This window comes from Parasphingorhabdus flavimaris (assembly GCF_013371215.1).
Classification (GTDB): domain Bacteria; phylum Pseudomonadota; class Alphaproteobacteria; order Sphingomonadales; family Sphingomonadaceae; genus Parasphingorhabdus; species Parasphingorhabdus flavimaris.
The window spans coordinates 225,290-242,351 of sequence record NZ_JABWMH010000002.1 but is presented as its reverse complement, the minus strand read 5'-3'; the positions used below and the strand labels follow the sequence as shown (position 1 = coordinate 242,351).

Here is a 17,062-nt window from a genome sequence, read left to right as displayed (position 1 = left end):
AAGTGTCTGGGCAGACCAGTTTTTGCAACCGGATTTTGAACATTGGACATATTCGGCCTGTTTTCTGCTTATGTGACAAGTTCTCTATTTGTTCTGATTATAGGAATCCCATGGTTGAACCACAGGGAAACAGGTCCGAACGGTCAAGGCATCGCGGCGGTCATCGCGCCCGGCTGCGACGACGCATATTGACCGGTCGGTCGGACGGACTGCACGATCATGAACTGGTCGAATATCTGCTCGCGCTGGCCATCCCGCGCCGCGACACAAAACCGCTCGCCAACCGGCTGATCGACGAATTCGGCAGTTTTGCAAGGCTGCTGGTCGCCGACGCCGACATGCTGGGAAATTTCCCCGGCATGGGAGACACCAGCGTCGCTGCGCTGAAAGTGGTCCAGATGGCGGCCCTGCGGCTGATCTCCGAACCCGTCCGCCAGCAACCGATCCTGGCGAGCTGGCAGGCCTTGCTCGATTATCTGCGCGCCGACATGACGCATCTCGCCCACGAACGGGTGCGGGTGCTGCATCTCGACAGCAAGAACCGGCTGATCCGGGATGAACTGGTCAGCGAAGGATCGATAGACCAGGCGGCCATCTATACCCGCGAGGTGATCAAGCGCGCGCTGGCTCTGGGATCAGCCGCGATCATCCTGGTGCACAACCACCCGAGCGGTGACAGCACGCCGAGCCGGCAGGATATTGCAATCACCCGCGACATTTGCGCCGCCGGGGCCACATTGGGCATCGCCGTTCACGATCATATCGTCATCGGCCGCGACGGGCATACATCCTTCCGGTCGAAGGGGCTGATCTAGAGAACCGGCCAGCCCTCAATAAAGGAACATCGGCATGCCTTCGACCTGGATCAGATTGGGCCGATACTGGTTCGCGTCATAAAGCCCCGAAACATTGACGCCCTTGCTATCTTCGAGCAGCGTTCCGATCGGCACGACGCCGTAATTGCCATCGGTCAGGCAGACCATATTGGCCATCCTGTCCTGCTCGATCAGCTGCACCGCCAGTGCGCCGAAGGCAAAGCCCACCATCCGATCCATCGCGTCCGGTTCCCCGGCCCGCATCAGATAAGCCAGTTCCTGCACGATCGTCCGCTCGTCGCTGCGCGCCTCGATTTCCCGCGCCAGCTGGGTACCGATATTGAGGCCGGTGCGGCTGGTGTTCGACTTGTTGATCTCGTCGGCGAAATCGGTCGCGCCGGACAGCTTGGCGCCTTCGGACACCAGACAGATTGCGTAGGACTCGGGATTGGCCTGCTTGTCGCCGAGCAGCAAGGGCAGCAGCACGTCCATGTCTGCCGGCACTTCGGCAATCACCGTCCGGTCCGCCTGCGAGAGAAAGCCGGACAGCAGCGCGGTTTCCCCCGACCGGCGGCCAAACAATTCTATCACAGCAATTCGTTCGTGGCTGGCCGCCGTGGTCCGCAGCGAGTTGATCGCCTGCACCGAGCGGGTGACGGCGGTCGAGAAGCCGATGCAATAGTCGGTGCCATAGACATCATTGTCCATCGTCTTGGGGATCGAGATGACGTTGCGACCGAGGCTGGACAGATAGGCGGAGAAGCGCAGCGTACCGTCTCCCCCCATGGTGATCAGGACATCGACCTCGAGAGCGTCAAGGGTATCGAGCACCTTTTGCGTCTGGTCACCTTCGTCGGTCACCCGCGGATCACAGCGGGAACTGTGCAATATCGTACCGCCCTGGCGGTCGATGCCGCGGACCCGGTCCTTGTCGAGCATCATCACGCTATTTTCATTGGCCCAGGGATCAGAAGGGTCGATTTCCAGCACCCCTTCCCAGCCGCGACGCAACCCGACCACGTCCCAGCCGCGCTGCCAGGCGGAAGTCGCAATCGACTGGATGCAGGGATTGAGGCCCGGGACATCCCCGCCGCCGGTGAGCACTGCCAATCGCATTTTATTCTCCCTGTTTCCGCGGCCGCATTGCCGACTCAATTCGTAGCTGCTAGCGGAGCGGCAAATCAAGGCACTTCATTGCCGCAATCATCCTCTTTGTCCAAGGACCAAAAATGATTCCACGCTATTCCCGTCCCGAAATGGTTGCCATCTGGGAACCCGAATCGAAATTCCAGATCTGGTTCGAAATCGAAGCGCACGCGACCGACGCCCTCGCGGAGCTCGGCGTGGTGCCAAAAGAAGCGGCAGCGGCGATCTGGGCCAAGGGCAAGTTCGATGTCGCGCGGATCGACGAGATCGAGCGCGAGGTGAAGCATGACGTGATCGCCTTCCTGACCAATGTCGCAGAAAATGTCGGTGATGAAGCCCGCTTCATGCATCAGGGAATGACCTCGAGCGATGTTCTCGACACCTGCCTTGCGGTGCAGCTGGCGCGCGCCTCCGACATCTTGCTGGCCGATATCGACGACCTGCTCGCGGCGATCAAGAAGCGGGCCTATGAACATAAATTCACCCCGACCATCGGTCGCAGCCATGGCATCCACGGAGAGCCGGTCACCTTCGGCCTGAAGCTTGCTCAGGCCTATGCCGAGTTCGAACGCAACCGCGAACGGCTGGTCGCCGCGCGCAAGGAAATCGCCACCTGCGCAATTTCCGGCGCCGTCGGCACCTTCGCCAATATCGATCCCAAGGTCGAGGAACATGTCGCCGGGAAACTCGGCCTCACGGTCGAACCGATCTCGACCCAGGTGATCCCGCGCGACCGTCACGCGCAATTTTTCGCCACGCTTGGTGTGATCGCGTCCTCGGTCGAACGACTCGCCGTCGAGGTCCGCCATCTGCAGCGCACCGAAGTGCTCGAAGCGGAAGAATATTTCTCGCCGGGCCAGAAGGGTTCGAGCGCGATGCCGCACAAGCGCAACCCGATCCTCACCGAAAATCTCACCGGCCTCGCCCGCATGGTCCGCAGCTACGCCCTGCCGGCGATGGAAAATGTCGCGCTCTGGCACGAACGCGATATTTCGCACAGTTCGGTCGAGCGGATGATCGGACCGGATGCGACGATCACGCTCGACTTTTCGCTGGTGCGCCTGACCGGCGTGATCGACAAGCTGCTCATCTATCCGGAGCGGATGCAGAAAAACCTCGACCGGATGGGCGGTCTGGTCCACTCGCAGCGGGTATTGCTGGCGCTCACCCAGGCCGGCATAAGCCGCGAGGACAGCTATCGCATCGTCCAGCGCAACGCGATGAAGGTCTGGGAATCGGACGGCGCAATCGCCCTGCTCGATCTGCTCAAGGCCGATCCGGACGTCAGCGCAAAACTCTCCGACGCAGAACTGGAAGAGCGGTTCAACCTCGATTATCATTTCAAACATGTCGACACGATTTTCGATCGCGTCTTCGGAAAGTAGAACCGTTTTCGTAACAATTGCATAGCTTCTGGTCACTTGTCTTTTTTGGGACTAGGATAGTCCCGGAACGAAAAAAGGTGAGTCATGCAATTTATCAAAATCCTGTTCTGGGTTCTCCTGCTGGTGGCGACCTTCATTTTCTGGTGGACGAATGAAGCGCGGGCTTCGCTCGATATCGTCGCCGCGGTCATCGAGGCGCGGGTCTCGACTTTCGTCGTCGGCGCCTTCCTGCTTGGCTTCCTGCCGACCTGGCTGCTTCTGAGAGGCTCCAAATGGCGGCTCCAGCGCCGGATCAAGACGCTGGAGGACGCAGCAAGGCCGCCCGTGGCACCGCCAACCGCGCCCAGCCGGGCACCCACGCCATCGCCGGTAGCCGAACCCGCCCCGGCTGTGTCGTCTGTCGGCGCCGACAAGGCGACCGGGTTATGAGCAATCCCGTCTTTGTCGCTCTCGACACGCCCGACCTCGAACAGGCCATCACGATCGCAAAATCGGTCAGAGGCCATGTCGGTGGCCTCAAGCTGGGCCTCGAATTTTTCTGCGCCCATGGCCATCACGGGGTGCACGAAATCCAGAAGCTCGATCTGCCGATCTTTCTCGATCTCAAGTTGCACGACATCCCCAATACCGTCGCCAAGGCGATGCAGGCGATCAACATGCTCGAACCGGCGGTGGTCACGGTCCACGCTTCGGGTGGGCGCGCGATGATGGAAGATGCCAAGGCCGCCGCCAACGAACATACAAAGGTGGTCGGTGTGACATTGCTGACCTCTCTCGACCAGAATGACATGGGCAAGATCGGCTATCAGGGCACACCCCATGATCAGGTCGAACGGCTCGCCGATCTCGCACGCGAAGCGGGACTGGACGGCATCGTCTGTTCCGGCAACGAAGTCGGCGCGGCGCACAAGATCTGGAAGGACGGCTTTTTCGTCGTCCCCGGCCTGCGCCCCAAGGGCGGCGCGATGGGCGACCAGAAACGCGCGGTGACCCCGCAACAGGCGCGCAACAATGGCGCCAGCCTGTTGGTAATCGGCAGGCCGATTACCGGAGCGGAGGACCCTAACGCGGCAGCGCGGGCGATCGAGGCGACGCTTTAAAACCAGCGCGGCCCGACTCCGATAGAGTCGTCTTCCTGAACTTAGAAACGTCATCCTGAATGAGGAGACGTCATCCTGAACTCGTTTCAGGACCTCCACCGGCACAACACAGTCTCGCGGGATCCTGAAACAAGTTCAGGATGACGAACATGGCTTGCCTCGCTATTAGCCCTCCCATGACAAAAACCCAAATCAAGATCTGCGGCCTGTCCACCGAAGCCGCCATCGATGCAGCCATCGACGCTGGCGCCGACTATATCGGCCTCGTCCATTTCCCGAAAAGCCCGCGCCATGTGTCGCTGGAACGCGCGGCCGAGCTGCGCACCTATGCCGCACAGCGGGTCAAGACGGTGCTGCTGCTGGTCAACGCCGATCCGAAATCGACCGGCAAGGCGATCGGCGACGTCAAACCCGATGTCATCCAGTTTCACGGCAGCGAAACGCCGGACTGGCTGAAGCTGGTGGCCGACAATAGCGGACTGGAAATCTGGAAGGCTCTTGGCGTGAAGGACAAGCCGACGCTGGCAAAAAGCGCGCGCTATGTCGGTGCTGCCGACCGGCTTCTGTTCGACGCTCCTGCCAAGGCCTTGCCCGGCGGCACAGGCACGAGCTTCGACTGGTCTTTGCTGGCGGATCACGACCACAAGCTCGACTGGGGCCTCGCAGGAGGCCTTGATCCCGACAATGTCGCCGATGCCCTGCACGCGACCCACGCGCCGCTGGTCGATGTCTCCTCCGGCGTCGAATCCGCGCCCGGCGTCAAACAGGTGGACAGAATCGCCGCCTTTTGCCAAGCGGTGCGGGAATTTGATGAAGCCGGATAGCATCCGTTCGTGTCGAGCGCAGTCGAGACACAGGCCGGTCACAGATGCATCTCGACTTCGCTCGATGCGAACGGAAATTTCAGACCCATGAACGACACACCCAACAGCTTCCGCAACCAGCCTGATGACCGTGGCCATTTCGGCGAATTCGGCGGCCGCTATGTCGCCGAAACCTTGATGCCGCTGATCCTCGACCTGGAAAAACATTATCGCGCGGCGCAGGCCGACCCGGCGTTCGAGGAAGAGTTCAACGACCTGCTGCAAAATTATGTCGGCCGTCCCTCGCCGCTCTATTATGCCGAGAGCCTGACCGAGGAAGTCCGCAAGGATGCGCCGGAAGGAAAAGGCGCGCAAATCTGGTTCAAGCGTGACGAGCTCAACCATACCGGTGCGCACAAGATCAACAATTGCATCGGCCAGATATTGCTCGCCATGCGCATGGGCAAGACCCGGATCATCGCCGAAACCGGCGCCGGCCAGCATGGCGTGGCCACGGCAACCGTCTGCGCCCGCTTTGGCCTCCCCTGCACCATCTTCATGGGCGCGACCGATGTCGCGCGGCAGAAACCCAATCTGTTCCGGATGAAATTGCTCGGCGCCGAAGTGGTCCCGGTGACCAGCGGCGCGGCGACGCTGAAGGACGCGATGAACGAGGCGCTGCGCGACTGGGTCGCCAATGTCCACGACACATTCTACATCATCGGCACCGCTGCCGGTCCCCATCCCTATCCCGAACTGGTCCGCGATTTTCAAAGCGTGATCGGCAAGGAAGCCCGCGCCCAGATGCTGGAGCGCGTCGGGCGTCTGCCCGATATGCTGGTCGCGGCGATCGGCGGCGGCTCCAATGCCATCGGCCTGTTCCACCCGTTTCTTGATGATCCGGACGTGAAGATGCTCGGCATCGAGGCGGCCGGCCATGGTCTCGACAAGGAACATGCAGCAAGCCTCGCCGGCGGCGGCCCCGGCATATTGCACGGCAACAAGACCTATTTGCTGCAGGACGAAGACGGCCAGATCACCGAAGCCCATTCGATCAGTGCCGGCCTCGACTATCCCGGCATCGGCCCCGAGCACAGCTGGCTGAAAGAATCCGGCCGCGTCGATTATGACAGCGCCACCGACAAAGAAGCGCTCGACGCCTTCCAGCTGCTCTGCCGCACCGAAGGCATCATCCCCGCGCTCGAGCCGAGCCACGCAATCGCCGCGGTGACGCGCGAAGCGGTGAAGATGGACCGCGACAAGATCATTCTCGCGAACCTCTGCGGTCGCGGCGACAAGGATATTTTCACCGTCGCCGAGGCGCTGGGGACGGAGATATGAAAATATACGCTCGTCATGCTGAACTTGTTTCAGCATCCATCAAGCCATCGCAGAGCCTGCCTCAAGAACAGAAATGGACCCTGAATCAAGTTCAGGGTGACGAGCTTATGGGTTTTTCACAATGACTGATCGTCTCTCCCAATCCTTCCCCGCCGACCGCGCGGCCCTCGTCGCCTTCGTCACCGCGGGCGATCCGACCCCTGCCGACACCGGCGCGATCCTCGACGCCCTCGTCGAGGGCGGTGCCGATGTGATCGAACTCGGCATGCCGTTCACCGACCCGATGGCCGATGGCCCCTCGATCCAGGAAGCGGATATCCGCAGTCTCGCCGCGGGCACGAAAACCGCTGACATCTTCAACATGGCCAGAGAATTCCGCCAGCGCCATCCCGATACGCCGCTGGTGCTGATGGGCTATGCCAATCCGATGACCATCCGCGGCTCCGACTGGTTCGCCAATGCCTGCGTCGACGCCGGTGTCGATGCGGTGATCTGCGTCGATATCCCGGTCGAGGAAGACGAAAGCCTCGGCGACGCCCTGCGCGCAAAGGATGTCGCGGTGATCCGCCTCGCTACCCCGACCACCGATGCCGAGCGTCTGCCGCAAATTCTCAACAACGCCAGCGGCTTTCTCTATTATGTCTCGGTCGCCGGCATCACCGGCCAGCAACAGGCGGCACAGGCGAGCATCGAGGAAGCGGTCACACGCCTGAAAGCGGGCACCGACCTGCCGGTCGCGGTCGGCTTTGGCGTCCGCACACCCGAACAGGCCGCCGATATCGCGAAGGTCGCCGATGGCGTGGTTGTCGGCTCGGCGATCGTCGAAATTGTCGGCGAACACGGAAAAGACGCCGCGCCTTATGTCAGGGACTATGTAAAGTCGCTGTCCGATGCTATCAGGACGGCCAGAGAGATTTGAAATCGTACACCGTTCGTGTCGAGCGCAGTCGAGACACAGGCCGCACGCGCAGGCATCTCGACTTCGCTCGATGCGAACGGAATAGAGGAATGATAATATGAGCTGGCTAAGCAATGTCCGCAACAAGATCGCGTCGATCACCAAACGCGAAACGCCCGATAATCTCTGGCACAAGTGCAAGAAATGCGAAGCGATGGTGTTCCTCAAGGAATATGAGGAAAATATGCACATCTGCCCGAAATGCGAGCATCACGGCCGCATTGGTCCGATGACCCGCTTCGCCCAGATCATGGACGAGAATAGCTGGAAAATGATTCCCTGGGCAGCGGTCCAGGAAGATCCGCTCAAGTTCAAGGACCAGAAGAAATATAGCGACCGGCTGAAAGATGCGCGGAACAAGACCGGCGAACAGGATGCGCTGATCAACGCCCAGGGCACCATCGAGAATATCCCCTGCGTTGTCGGGGTACAGGATTTTGCCTTCATGGGCGGTTCGATGGGACTGGCCGTGGGTCAGGCCTTTGTCGATGGCGCCAAGCGCGCGCTCAAGGACCAGTGCCCCTATATCATCTTCACCGCCGCCGGTGGTGCGCGGATGCAGGAGGGCATTTTGTCGCTGATGCAAATGCCCAAGACCACGGTGGCGATCTCGATGCTGCGCGAGGCGGGTATCCCGTTCATCGTCGTGCTGACCGACCCGACCACCGGCGGCGTTACCGCAAGCTATGCGATGCTCGGCGACGTGCATATTTCCGAACCGGGCGCGATGATCGGCTTTGCCGGACAGCGGGTGATCGAGAATACGATCCGCGAAAAACTGCCCGAGGGTTTCCAGACCGCAGAATATCTGCTCGAGCACGGCATGGTCGACATGGTCGTACACCGCAAGGAACTGCGCGCGACACTGGCGCAGATCATGGGCTATTTGATGGCATGGAAAACCGCCGCTTGATTCCCCCCTCCCGCTTGCGGGAGGGGTTAGGGGTGGGAATATCATCCATGATCAGAACCGCCGATTTCATTATTCAGGCCCACCCCCGGCCCCTCCCGCGAGCGGGAGGGGAGTAGATGGCTGACGGCGCGCGTTCCGATGATCCGGCGGTCCAGAAACAGCTCGACCGGCTCGAGATGCTCTCGCCTGGCCGCGATGTGCTCGGGCTGGAGCGGATCAGCGAAGTCCTAAACCGTCTCGGCAATCCGCATGAAAAACTGCCCCCCGTCTTCCACGTCGCCGGCACCAACGGCAAGGGTTCGACCTGCGCCTTCCTGCGCGCCGCAATCGAGGCGGAAGGACTCAAGGCCCATGTCTATACCAGCCCGCATCTGGTTCGCTTCAACGAGCGCATCCGGCTGGCGGGCCAGCTGGTCGAGGACGACTATCTAGCCGAACTGCTCGCAAGGGTGCTCGACATCAGCGAGGATATCAATCCGAGCTTTTTCGAGGCGACGACAGCGGCAGCCTTCCTCGCCTTCTCCGAAACCCCCGCCGATGCCTGCATCCTGGAGGTCGGTCTCGGCGGCCGGCTCGATGCAACCAACGTCATCGCCCGCCCGGTCGCGACCGGAATCGCGGCGCTCGGCATCGATCATGAAGGCTTTCTGCTCTCCCCCGAAGCGGGCACACCGGACGAACCGATCGTCCGGATCGCGTGGGAAAAAGCCGGTATCGCCAAGAAGGGCGCGCCGCTGCTGACGCAAAAATATGCTGCGGAAATGCTGCAGGTGATCGCCGATCATGCTGCAGCGGTCGGGGCGCAGCATTTTCCGCGCGGCGGCGAATGGGATGCGGCCATTTACGAAGGCCAGCTTCACTATATCGACCGGAAAGGCAGGATCGATCTGCCCCAGCCGGCCCTCGCCGGTGCCCATCAGACGGACAATGCAGCGCTCGCCATCGCCATGCTGCGCCATCAGGACGCGCTCGCCATTTCGGACGCCGCGCTCAGGGCCGCGATGGGCTGGGCGCAATGGCCCGGCCGGATGCAACATCTGGTCGCCGGTCCGGTGACGCGCCTTCTGCCAGCCGATGCCGGGATCTGGGTCGACGGCGGGCACAATGCCAGCGCCGGTCTCGCCCTCGCCAGATATTTCGCGGACCATGAAGCGGGGTCGATCGATCTGGTGATCGGAATGCTGGCGAACAAGGACCCCGCCGCGATCATCACGCCGCTGCAGGACAAGCTGGCGAGCGTGACCGTGGTTCCGGTTCCGGGGCATGAATCACATGGTCGTGAAAACTATCCCGAAATGGATGCGCCGTTGAACGAAGCCAGCGACGTGACCGCGGCGTTAACCGGCCTGTCGCCAGATGCGGGCAGGACCGTGCTGATTGCCGGTTCACTCTATCTGGTCGGCGATGTGCTGAAAGCGAACGAGCAGGTCCCGGACTAGACGCCCTTCAAGGCGGTCTGATCGACTCCCGACCGGGCCCCGAGACGCGAAATGCGTATCCATTCGACGATGCAGATTATCACCGCGATTCCGCCCATGAGCGTGGTCAGGATGAAGACCTGGAAATAGCCCTGCTCCTCGATCATCTGGCCCAGTGCTCCGCGGCCCAATGTCCCGACCAGCATCGTAAGCGATGAAAGCAGCGCATATTGGACCGCGCTATAGCCCTTGGCGACAATCGACGACAGATAGGCGACGAAGGCCGCTCCGGCGATGCCGACCGCAATATTCTCGCCGGCAATCGCCATCATCAGCTTCGCAAGCCCGGCATCCCCGCCGAGGTTGGCAACCAGCCAGGTAAAGCCGGTCAGATCGCTGACCGATTGCACCACTGCCCCGCCTCTCGCCAGATCGGCATAGAGCAGGTTGGTCGCAGCCGCGAGAACAGCACCCAGGGTAAGCGTCAACATCCGACCCAGAGTGGTGAGCATATAGCCGCCCGCCGCAAGACCGATCATCAACGCGCCGATTCCGAAGAACTTCGACGCCACGGCCACTTCGTCCTTGGTATATTGAAGCTCGCCCAGATAGAATGGATAGGCAAAGCTACCCCAGATTGAGTCCGTGATCCGATAGGTCAGAACCAGACCCAATATGACGATCAGCGCCCAGCCCAGCCGTCCGACAAATTCGGTGAGGGGAAGCACGAGCGCGCGATAGCCATGATCAAGAAACCGTCCGGCGGTGGATTCAGCGGGCACATCCCTGGTCAGAAGATATTGCCCCTTGCGCTCCAGGCGCACCAGAAATGCCGAAATCAGAACCGGAATGACAACCGTTGCCACGACAATCAGCGGCCCCATCGTCGAGATGAATGCGACGGAATCAGGACGCGTCTCCGCATCGCTGCCCAGCGACCGGACCATGAATGTCCCGACCGTCAACAAGGCCCAGCCCCACAGCATCGCAACGGCCAGCAGCGCCCATCCCCGCACCCGCGGATCAAGCTGGCCGGTTTTCCGCAGGCCGTGCTCGTCGGCCATTTCGGTGGCGGTCTGGACGGTTGTCTCTGCGTCGGGCGCAAACAGACCGGCAAAACCGATCAGCAGCATGATCGCTCCCATGGTCAGATAGACTGTTGGCCAGTCGGTCCGTTCGGCGAGAAATAGCGCCAGTGCGCCGCCAACCAGCGCGGCGATCCGGTAGCCCATCTGATAAACAGTAGAAAGAATATCGATGGTGGCCACTTCGTCGGCGACATCGACCCGCCATGCATCGATGACGACATCCTGCGTGGCCGAAGCAAAAGCGCCTATCCCTGCCAACAGGGAAAATAATCCTAGCGCCGAAACCGGATTGAGCGTGGCCAGCACAACCAGAATGAAGCCGAGCAACAATTGCGCGGTCACGATCCACTGCTTGCGCTTTCCCAGCCTTTTCAGGATCGGGACGTCTATGCGATCCAGCGCAGGCGACCAGAGAAACTTGAACGCGTAAGCCAGTCCGATCAGCGAAAACACGCCCATCGTCTCCAGATCGACCTCGGCATCAGAGAGCCATGCATAGAGGGTTCCCAGGAGCAGCGCATAAGGCAGGCCCGCGGCGAAACCGAAGATTGTCATGAACAGGGTTTTGCGATTGCCCAGCGACGCGAGTACTTTGCGCCATCCCAATTTTTCTACCTGCTCACTCACGCCAGATTCTCCCTCGAACTGCGGGAATCATTAGCGCCTATTCACCTGAATGCCAGCTTGATTTTGTCGCGGGTCAGATATCCAGCAGCCTGGCCGCGACAATTGGCCCCGCACCGGGGCGCTGCAAGATGATTGCATATTTGTCCGCGCCGCTGATCCTGAAATTTTCCGGAGAGACAACAAATTCCATCGGCCGCCCGCGCCAGCTGCCCAGATTCTGCTCGGCCTTGACGACATTGGTATAATGCATCGTTCGTCCGCCATTTTCGCCGCGTCCGATCCGAACGCTTTCGGAAGAACTCAGCGCGATCAGCGAAATCCCGGCGAGATAATCCGATTTGCCTTTGATCGATACCGTCACCGCGCCATCGACATTGACGGACGTTGAGATCGAAGGACCGGTTGCATCCGCGCGGCGAACCAGCGAGCGGATGTCATTTTCGCGAGACCCCACTGCTCCACCGCCGCCATTGACCACCATCTGAGGAGTATAGACCCCTGCCCCTTCATGGCCCTTGGCCGCATAGGCGCGTTGCAGCGCGCTATTGTCTTCGCGCGCCAGCGTGTCCTTCCAGCCGAGCCGGTCCCAGTAGGTCACAGGCCGCGTGATCACCAGCAGGGAGTCGTCTTTCGCCAGCCGACTGGCCAGCAAATCTGCGGGGGGACAGGACGAACATCCCTGGCTGGTGAACAGCTCGATGACCACCGGACGGGGGGTTCCGGTGGCATCGGGAGGGCTGGCGGGTGTCGTTAGCTGAGCGGAACTGACGGCCGATGTCGGAGCCAGTTGAATACCGACAAATCCGGCAACAGCCGCACCTCCGATCAACAGGCTTGTGATAATCTTGCTCATTTCCAACTCCGTTAGGCCGACAATCGATATTCGCAGGCACTGCACCACAGGTTACAGATTGCAGCCAGAGCTTTTTTCGGCCATGCGTCTCGGCCATGACCGAAGATAAAAAACCCAAGATATATCGCGCAAAACCGACCCCCGGAGCAAAATCGGCGGCCAAACCGGCACCAGCGCCGAGCGAGGCCCGCGAAGGGCAGCGCATTGCCAAGCTTCTCGCCCGTGCCGGAGTCGCATCGCGGCGCGAAATCGAGCGGATGATCGAAGCCGGGCGGATTGAACTGAACGGCAATCTTGTCGAACATCCCTCGCTGTTGCTCAAGAACCTGACCGGAATAACCGTCGATGGCAACCCGGTTGCCGAACCGGCGCCCGCCAAGCTCTACCGTTTTCACAAGCCCAATGGCTATCTGACCGCGGAACGCGATTTTTCCGGCAAGAAGACAATTTACGATGTCCTGCCCGACATGGAACGGGTGATGCCGATCGGTCGCCTCGACATGAACACCGAGGGTCTGTTGCTGATGACCACAGACGGCGAGTTCAAGCGCGAGATGGAATTGCCCAAAAACGGTATCGAACGCACCTACCGGGCGCGGACGTTCGGCGACATAAGCCAGAACCAGCTCGAGGAACTCTATCGCGGCATCACGATCGAGGGCATGCATTATGGCCCGATTACCGCCAATCTCGAACGGCGCACCGGCCGCAACCAGTGGATCGAAATGACCCTGACCGAAGGCAAGAACCGCGAAGTGCGCCGGGTGCTGGAACATTTCGGACTCGAAGTATCGCGCCTGATCCGGACCCGTTACGGCCCGTTCGTCCTTGGTGATCTGCAAAAAGGCGAGATCGAGGTCGTGCGGCAGCATGATCTGGTGCAATTTCGCAAGTCGTTGAAATAAGACCAGGCTCAGGACGGACGGAACGAGATGCGCATAATTGCTGGTAAATGGCGGGGCCGGACCATCGTTGCCCCCAAAGGCGAGATAACCCGTCCAACCGCCGACCGCACCCGCGAACGGTTATTTTCGATGCTGACCAGCCGGCTCGGTGATTTCGAAGACTTGCAGATACTCGACCTGTTTTCCGGATCCGGTGCGCTGGGTCTCGAGGCTTTGTCGCGCGGCGCTGCCCATTGCACCTTTGTCGAACAGGATCGTGACGCGATCAGGGCACTGGAGAAGAATATCGAAAAACTTGATGCCGGTGCCGTTAGCGATGTCCGGATCGGTTCGGTTCTGCATCTTGGTCAGGCCCGCAAGCCCTATGACCTGATCCTGATGGATCCACCCTATGATTCGGGCGCCGGAGCGGTCGCTCTGGACAAGCTCGGTCGTCACGGATGGTTCGCACCATCAAGCTGGATCGCGGTCGAGACCGGCAGGGATGAAGAGGTTGTCGTAAAGGGCTTTGGTCTGGATATTATGCGCAACAGCAGCAAGGCGCGGCTTCACATCCTGCGCCCGGAGACGGATTAACCGCCCATTAGCACCGTGCGTGAAGCGGTTTCGGTCTGATTGTGCTGCGCCGTGCTGTAAAAGCTGGTCGCAACCATCATCAATGTAGCTACAATCGCGCTCGTGGTCAGTCTTTTGCTCATTTCAAACTCCGTGGGGGTGCTTTGGCGTCCATTAGTTAACAAATGGTGCGCCGCAACATTTTATTCAACCTGTCCTTTGGGTCAGGAGCATGAAAAGCGGCGAGGCCGTTCGACCAGGCCCCGCCGGATATAACAGACTGATCTTAGGTAGATGGCTGGTCGTCGTTAGATGGCTCGTCCATCGGCTCGGGCTGCTCCTGACTCACCGGGTCTTTCTCGCTCGCGGGTTTGCCGGGCCAATAATCCAGCGGCCGATTGCCCCAGTTCAGTCCGGCCGCGCGCGGATTGATGCAGCTATCCTGCACATCCTTTGTGCAGACCGCGACTTCTTTCCCGTCAACGGTGACAGTCTGCCCGGCTTTCGCAGCCGCCGGCTTCGCCGCCTGTGTAGCGTCTTCAGGCTGATTTGCATTTGCCACGCCACCGATCATCAATCCGGTTGCCGCAACGGCGCTCCATATCAATCGCTTGCTCATTTCAATCTCCTTCATACCCGGCCAATCCGGTAGGGAGATAATGATCCTGATGGTGAAAAGTTCCCCAAAAGGCCCTAATCCACTTGCCGCCGTCGCCGATGTTCCCTAACTGTTCACGCGTGTCCGAACCTGTCAAACATCCGCAAGAATCCGATCCGCCTTATGTGAAGGGATTGAACGCGCCGCAGCGCGAAGCCGTTCTCACGACCGAAGGCCCGGTACTGGTGCTGGCTGGCGCAGGCACCGGCAAAACCGCTGCCCTCACCCGGCGGCTGGCGCATATCGTCTTTTCGCGCAAGGCCTGGCCGAGCGAGATTCTCGCGGTGACCTTCACCAACAAGGCCGCCCGCGAGATGAAGGAACGGATCGGGTCAATCGTCGGCGAGAGTTTCGAAGGCATGCCGTGGCTCGGCACCTTCCACAGCATCGGCGCGAAAATGCTGCGGCAGCATGCCGAGCTGGTCGGCCTGCAGAGCAATTTTACCATTCTCGATACCGATGACCAGCTTCGCCTGCTCAAGCAGCTGATCCGCGCCGCCGAGATTGACGAGAAACGCTGGCCCCCACGGATGCTGGCCGGCCTGATCGACCAGTGGAAGAACCGGGGGCTCAATCCCCAGGACCTCGATGCCAGTGAAAACGAACGCTACGCCAATGGCCGCGGCCAGGAATTTTACGCTGCCTATCAGGCCAGACTGATCGCGCTCAACGCATGCGACTTCGGCGATCTTCTGCTCCATATTCTCAACCTGCTGAAAACCGACCGGCAGATATTGAAACGCTATCAGGAGCGGTTCAAATATATTCTCGTCGACGAATATCAGGACACCAACAGCTCGCAATATCTCTGGCTGCGACTGCTCGCCCAGAGCCATCAGAATATCTGCTGCGTCGGCGATGATGACCAGTCGATCTATTCGTGGCGCGGCGCGGAGGTCGCGAACATCCTGCGCTTCGAGAAGGATTTTCCCGAAGCAAAGGTGGTCAAGCTGGAGCAGAATTACCGATCCACCCCGCATATTCTGGCCGCCGCATCGGGGCTGATCAACCACAACTCGGGTCGTCTCGGCAAGACATTGTGGACCGAGGAAACCGAAGGCGAAAAAGTACAGGTTGTCGGCGTCTGGGACGGTCCCGAGGAGGCCCGGCGTACCGGCGACGAGATCGAGGCGCTGCAGCAGATCAAGCAGGCATCGCTCAACGATGTCGCGATCCTCGTCCGCGCCCAGTTCCAGACCCGCGAGTTCGAGGACCGCTTCATCTCGATTGGCATGCCCTACAAGATCATTGGTGGCTTCCGTTTTTACGAGCGTCAGGAAATCCGCGATGCCCTCGCCTATCTGCGGGTAATCGCCCAGCCCGCCGACGATCTCGCCTTCGAACGGATCGTCAACACGCCCAAGCGCGGCCTTGGGGATAAAACTGTGGAAAAGGTCCACCGCCTTGCCCGGGCCCAGGGTATCTCCATGGCCGCCGCCGCGCTCACTATCTGCGATACCGACGAACTGCCGACCCGCGCGCGCAGCACCTTGCTCGCACTGATGCGCAATTTCGGGCGATGGCGGGAACTGGCCAGCGTCACCGATCACGCCGAACTGACCCGGATCGTGCTCGACGAATGCGGCTATACGACGATGCTCCAGGCCGACCGTTCCACCGAAGCCGCCGGTCGCCTCGAGAATCTCACCGAACTCGCCCGCGCGATGGAGGAATATGAAACGCTCGGCGATTTTCTCGAACATGTCAGCCTCGTCATGGACAATGACGCACGCGACGACGAGGCCAAGGTCACGATATTGACCATGCACGGCGCAAAAGGCCTCGAATATGAATATGTCTTTTGCGCCGGCTGGGAAGAAGGCGTGTTTCCCTCGCAGCGCAGCCTTGACGAGGGCGGCATAGCCAGCCTCGAGGAAGAACGCCGCCTCGCCTATGTCGCGATCACCCGCGCCCGCAAGAAATGCACGATCTTCCACGCCGCCAACCGGCGGATCTACGGCCAGTGGAACAGCGCGATCCCCTCACGCTTCATCGGCGAATTGCCCGAGGACCATATCGATCAGGAAAGCAGCATGAGCGGCGGCGAAAGCCTGTGGCGCGCCAACTGGAGCGAGAACAGCGACCCGTTCGCCCACCTCGCCTCGGCCAATGCCACCCGCGCCGGAAAACGCGGCCCCGGCTGGCAGCGCGCCGCATCATCGGGCTTCGACAAGACCCCGAAAAACATAAAGGAAGCCCGCCGCAGCGCCGTCTCGCTCGGCAGCAAGGGCCGCGACGACGTAACGGTCGGCATGCGCGTCTTCCACACCAAATTCGGCTATGGCGAAGTGAAGGTGAAGGAAGGCAACAAGCTGGAGATTGCGTTCGAGAAGTCAGGCGACAAGCGGGTGCTGGATAGTTTTGTCGAGGTGGCTTGAGGGCTACCGGTAATATTAAGGCTACACGTCCGTTCGTCCTGAGCTTGTCGACCCGAAGGGCGAGCGCAGCTCAACGACCTCTAGCGGCGAGAAGCAGTGGTTCGACAGGCTCACCACGA

Annotated in this window: 17 protein-coding genes; 12 read left to right on the top strand and 5 right to left on the bottom strand. The window is 60.5% G+C overall.

All coding sequences use genetic code 11. The features are described from left to right. Positions 1 to 110 precede the first annotated feature (110 nt). The gene (radC, locus tag HUO14_RS05900) at positions 111 to 815 is read left to right on the top strand and encodes a RadC family protein (protein ID WP_176278963.1); all 705 of its coding nucleotides are present in this window, start codon (positions 111 to 113) and stop codon (positions 813 to 815) included. A 15-nt stretch (positions 816 to 830) separates the two neighbouring features. Here the strand turns inward: radC and HUO14_RS05895 are convergent, their stop codons facing one another. Next, positions 831 to 1,931, bottom strand: a complete 1,101-nt coding sequence (locus HUO14_RS05895; RefSeq protein ID WP_176278962.1) for a 6-phosphofructokinase — start codon at positions 1,929 to 1,931, stop codon at positions 831 to 833. Positions 1,932 to 2,044: 113 nt separating this feature from the next. Between HUO14_RS05895 and purB the strand changes: the two genes are divergently transcribed. From purB to HUO14_RS05855, 8 genes are all read left to right on the top strand, one after another. After that, positions 2,045 to 3,346: an adenylosuccinate lyase gene (gene purB, locus HUO14_RS05890; RefSeq protein WP_176278961.1), complete on the top strand. Its 1,302-nt coding sequence runs from the start codon at positions 2,045 to 2,047 to the stop codon at positions 3,344 to 3,346. 84 nt (positions 3,347 to 3,430) lie between these two features. Next, complete coding sequence (locus tag HUO14_RS05885) at positions 3,431 to 3,775, top strand: LapA family protein (RefSeq protein ID WP_176278960.1); 345 nt, start codon at positions 3,431 to 3,433, stop codon at positions 3,773 to 3,775. Then, a complete protein-coding gene (gene pyrF / locus HUO14_RS05880) occupies positions 3,772 to 4,446 on the top strand; it encodes an orotidine-5'-phosphate decarboxylase (RefSeq protein WP_176278959.1) in 675 nt (224 codons plus the stop codon). Before HUO14_RS05885 ends, pyrF begins: the two co-directional genes overlap by 4 nt. A gap of 176 nt (positions 4,447 to 4,622) precedes the next feature. Then, a complete protein-coding gene (locus HUO14_RS05875) occupies positions 4,623 to 5,270 on the top strand; it encodes a phosphoribosylanthranilate isomerase (RefSeq protein ID WP_176278958.1) in 648 nt (215 codons plus the stop codon). Positions 5,271 to 5,357: 87 nt separating this feature from the next. Continuing rightward, entirely contained in the window at positions 5,358 to 6,590 is a 1,233-nt protein-coding gene (trpB, locus tag HUO14_RS05870; RefSeq protein WP_176278957.1) for a tryptophan synthase subunit beta, read from the top strand. Positions 6,591 to 6,711: 121 nt separating this feature from the next. After that, a complete protein-coding gene (gene trpA, locus HUO14_RS05865; RefSeq protein WP_176278956.1) occupies positions 6,712 to 7,509 on the top strand; it encodes a tryptophan synthase subunit alpha in 798 nt (265 codons plus the stop codon). A 97-nt stretch (positions 7,510 to 7,606) separates the two neighbouring features. Continuing rightward, entirely contained in the window at positions 7,607 to 8,461 is an 855-nt protein-coding gene (accD, locus tag HUO14_RS05860; protein ID WP_176278955.1) for an acetyl-CoA carboxylase, carboxyltransferase subunit beta, read from the top strand. Between the two features lie 116 nt (positions 8,462 to 8,577). Then, complete coding sequence (locus tag HUO14_RS05855) at positions 8,578 to 9,900, top strand: bifunctional folylpolyglutamate synthase/dihydrofolate synthase (RefSeq protein WP_176278954.1); 1,323 nt, start codon at positions 8,578 to 8,580, stop codon at positions 9,898 to 9,900. Here the strand turns inward: HUO14_RS05855 and HUO14_RS05850 are convergent. Next, positions 9,897 to 11,594, bottom strand: coding sequence for an AmpG family muropeptide MFS transporter (locus HUO14_RS05850; RefSeq protein ID WP_335647075.1), 1,698 nt, complete (start codon positions 11,592 to 11,594; stop codon positions 9,897 to 9,899). The genes HUO14_RS05855 and HUO14_RS05850 overlap by 4 nt on opposite strands. Before the next feature lie 73 nt (positions 11,595 to 11,667). After that, positions 11,668 to 12,447 carry a DUF1223 domain-containing protein gene (locus HUO14_RS05845; RefSeq protein WP_176278953.1) on the bottom strand — a complete coding sequence of 260 codons (780 nt, stop codon included), beginning with the start codon at positions 12,445 to 12,447 and terminating at the stop codon, positions 11,668 to 11,670. 95 nt (positions 12,448 to 12,542) lie between these two features. On the opposite strand from HUO14_RS05845, the gene HUO14_RS05840 reads away from it, so the two are divergent. Together HUO14_RS05840 and rsmD are read left to right on the top strand one after the other, a co-directional pair. Beyond that, positions 12,543 to 13,352, top strand: a complete 810-nt coding sequence (locus HUO14_RS05840; RefSeq protein ID WP_176278952.1) for a pseudouridine synthase — start codon at positions 12,543 to 12,545, stop codon at positions 13,350 to 13,352. A gap of 27 nt (positions 13,353 to 13,379) precedes the next feature. After that, positions 13,380 to 13,928: a 16S rRNA (guanine(966)-N(2))-methyltransferase RsmD gene (gene rsmD / locus HUO14_RS05835; RefSeq protein ID WP_176278951.1), complete on the top strand. Its 549-nt coding sequence runs from the start codon at positions 13,380 to 13,382 to the stop codon at positions 13,926 to 13,928. Here rsmD and HUO14_RS16400 read toward each other — a convergent pair. Together HUO14_RS16400 and HUO14_RS05830 are read right to left on the bottom strand one after the other, a co-directional pair. Further along, a complete protein-coding gene (locus HUO14_RS16400) occupies positions 13,925 to 14,050 on the bottom strand; it encodes a hypothetical protein (protein WP_281365379.1) in 126 nt (41 codons plus the stop codon). The genes rsmD and HUO14_RS16400 overlap by 4 nt on opposite strands. Positions 14,051 to 14,193: 143 nt before the next feature. Next, positions 14,194 to 14,526, bottom strand: a complete 333-nt coding sequence (locus HUO14_RS05830) for a hypothetical protein (protein WP_176278950.1) — start codon at positions 14,524 to 14,526, stop codon at positions 14,194 to 14,196. Positions 14,527 to 14,645: 119 nt separating this feature from the next. On the opposite strand from HUO14_RS05830, the gene HUO14_RS05825 reads away from it, so the two are divergent. After that, positions 14,646 to 16,943, top strand: a complete 2,298-nt coding sequence (locus tag HUO14_RS05825; protein WP_484555885.1) for an ATP-dependent helicase — start codon at positions 14,646 to 14,648, stop codon at positions 16,941 to 16,943. Positions 16,944 to 17,062: the final 119 nt, after the last annotated feature.

Bases quoted from the DNA above. Each gene is read 5' to 3' on its own strand.
- HUO14_RS05855 (WP_176278954.1), top strand. From the start codon at position 8,578: ATGGCTGACGGCGCGCGTTCCGATGATCCGGCGGTCCAGAAACAGCTC.
- HUO14_RS05895 (WP_176278962.1), bottom strand. From the start codon at position 1,931: ATGCGATTGGCAGTGCTCACCGGCGGCGGGGATGTCCCGGGCCTCAAT.
- trpB (WP_176278957.1), top strand. From the start codon at position 5,358: ATGAACGACACACCCAACAGCTTCCGCAACCAGCCTGATGACCGTGGC.
- HUO14_RS05875 (WP_176278958.1), top strand. From the start codon at position 4,623: ATGACAAAAACCCAAATCAAGATCTGCGGCCTGTCCACCGAAGCCGCC.
- pyrF (WP_176278959.1), top strand. From the start codon at position 3,772: ATGAGCAATCCCGTCTTTGTCGCTCTCGACACGCCCGACCTCGAACAG.
- radC (WP_176278963.1), top strand. From the start codon at position 111: ATGGTTGAACCACAGGGAAACAGGTCCGAACGGTCAAGGCATCGCGGC.
- HUO14_RS05830 (WP_176278950.1), bottom strand. From the start codon at position 14,526: ATGAGCAAGCGATTGATATGGAGCGCCGTTGCGGCAACCGGATTGATG.
- rsmD (WP_176278951.1), top strand. From the start codon at position 13,380: ATGCGCATAATTGCTGGTAAATGGCGGGGCCGGACCATCGTTGCCCCC.
- HUO14_RS05840 (WP_176278952.1), top strand. From the start codon at position 12,543: ATGACCGAAGATAAAAAACCCAAGATATATCGCGCAAAACCGACCCCC.
- HUO14_RS05845 (WP_176278953.1), bottom strand. From the start codon at position 12,447: ATGAGCAAGATTATCACAAGCCTGTTGATCGGAGGTGCGGCTGTTGCC.
- HUO14_RS05885 (WP_176278960.1), top strand. From the start codon at position 3,431: ATGCAATTTATCAAAATCCTGTTCTGGGTTCTCCTGCTGGTGGCGACC.
- HUO14_RS16400 (WP_281365379.1), bottom strand. From the start codon at position 14,050: ATGAGCAAAAGACTGACCACGAGCGCGATTGTAGCTACATTGATGATG.
- purB (WP_176278961.1), top strand. From the start codon at position 2,045: ATGATTCCACGCTATTCCCGTCCCGAAATGGTTGCCATCTGGGAACCC.
- accD (WP_176278955.1), top strand. From the start codon at position 7,607: ATGAGCTGGCTAAGCAATGTCCGCAACAAGATCGCGTCGATCACCAAA.
- trpA (WP_176278956.1), top strand. From the start codon at position 6,712: ATGACTGATCGTCTCTCCCAATCCTTCCCCGCCGACCGCGCGGCCCTC.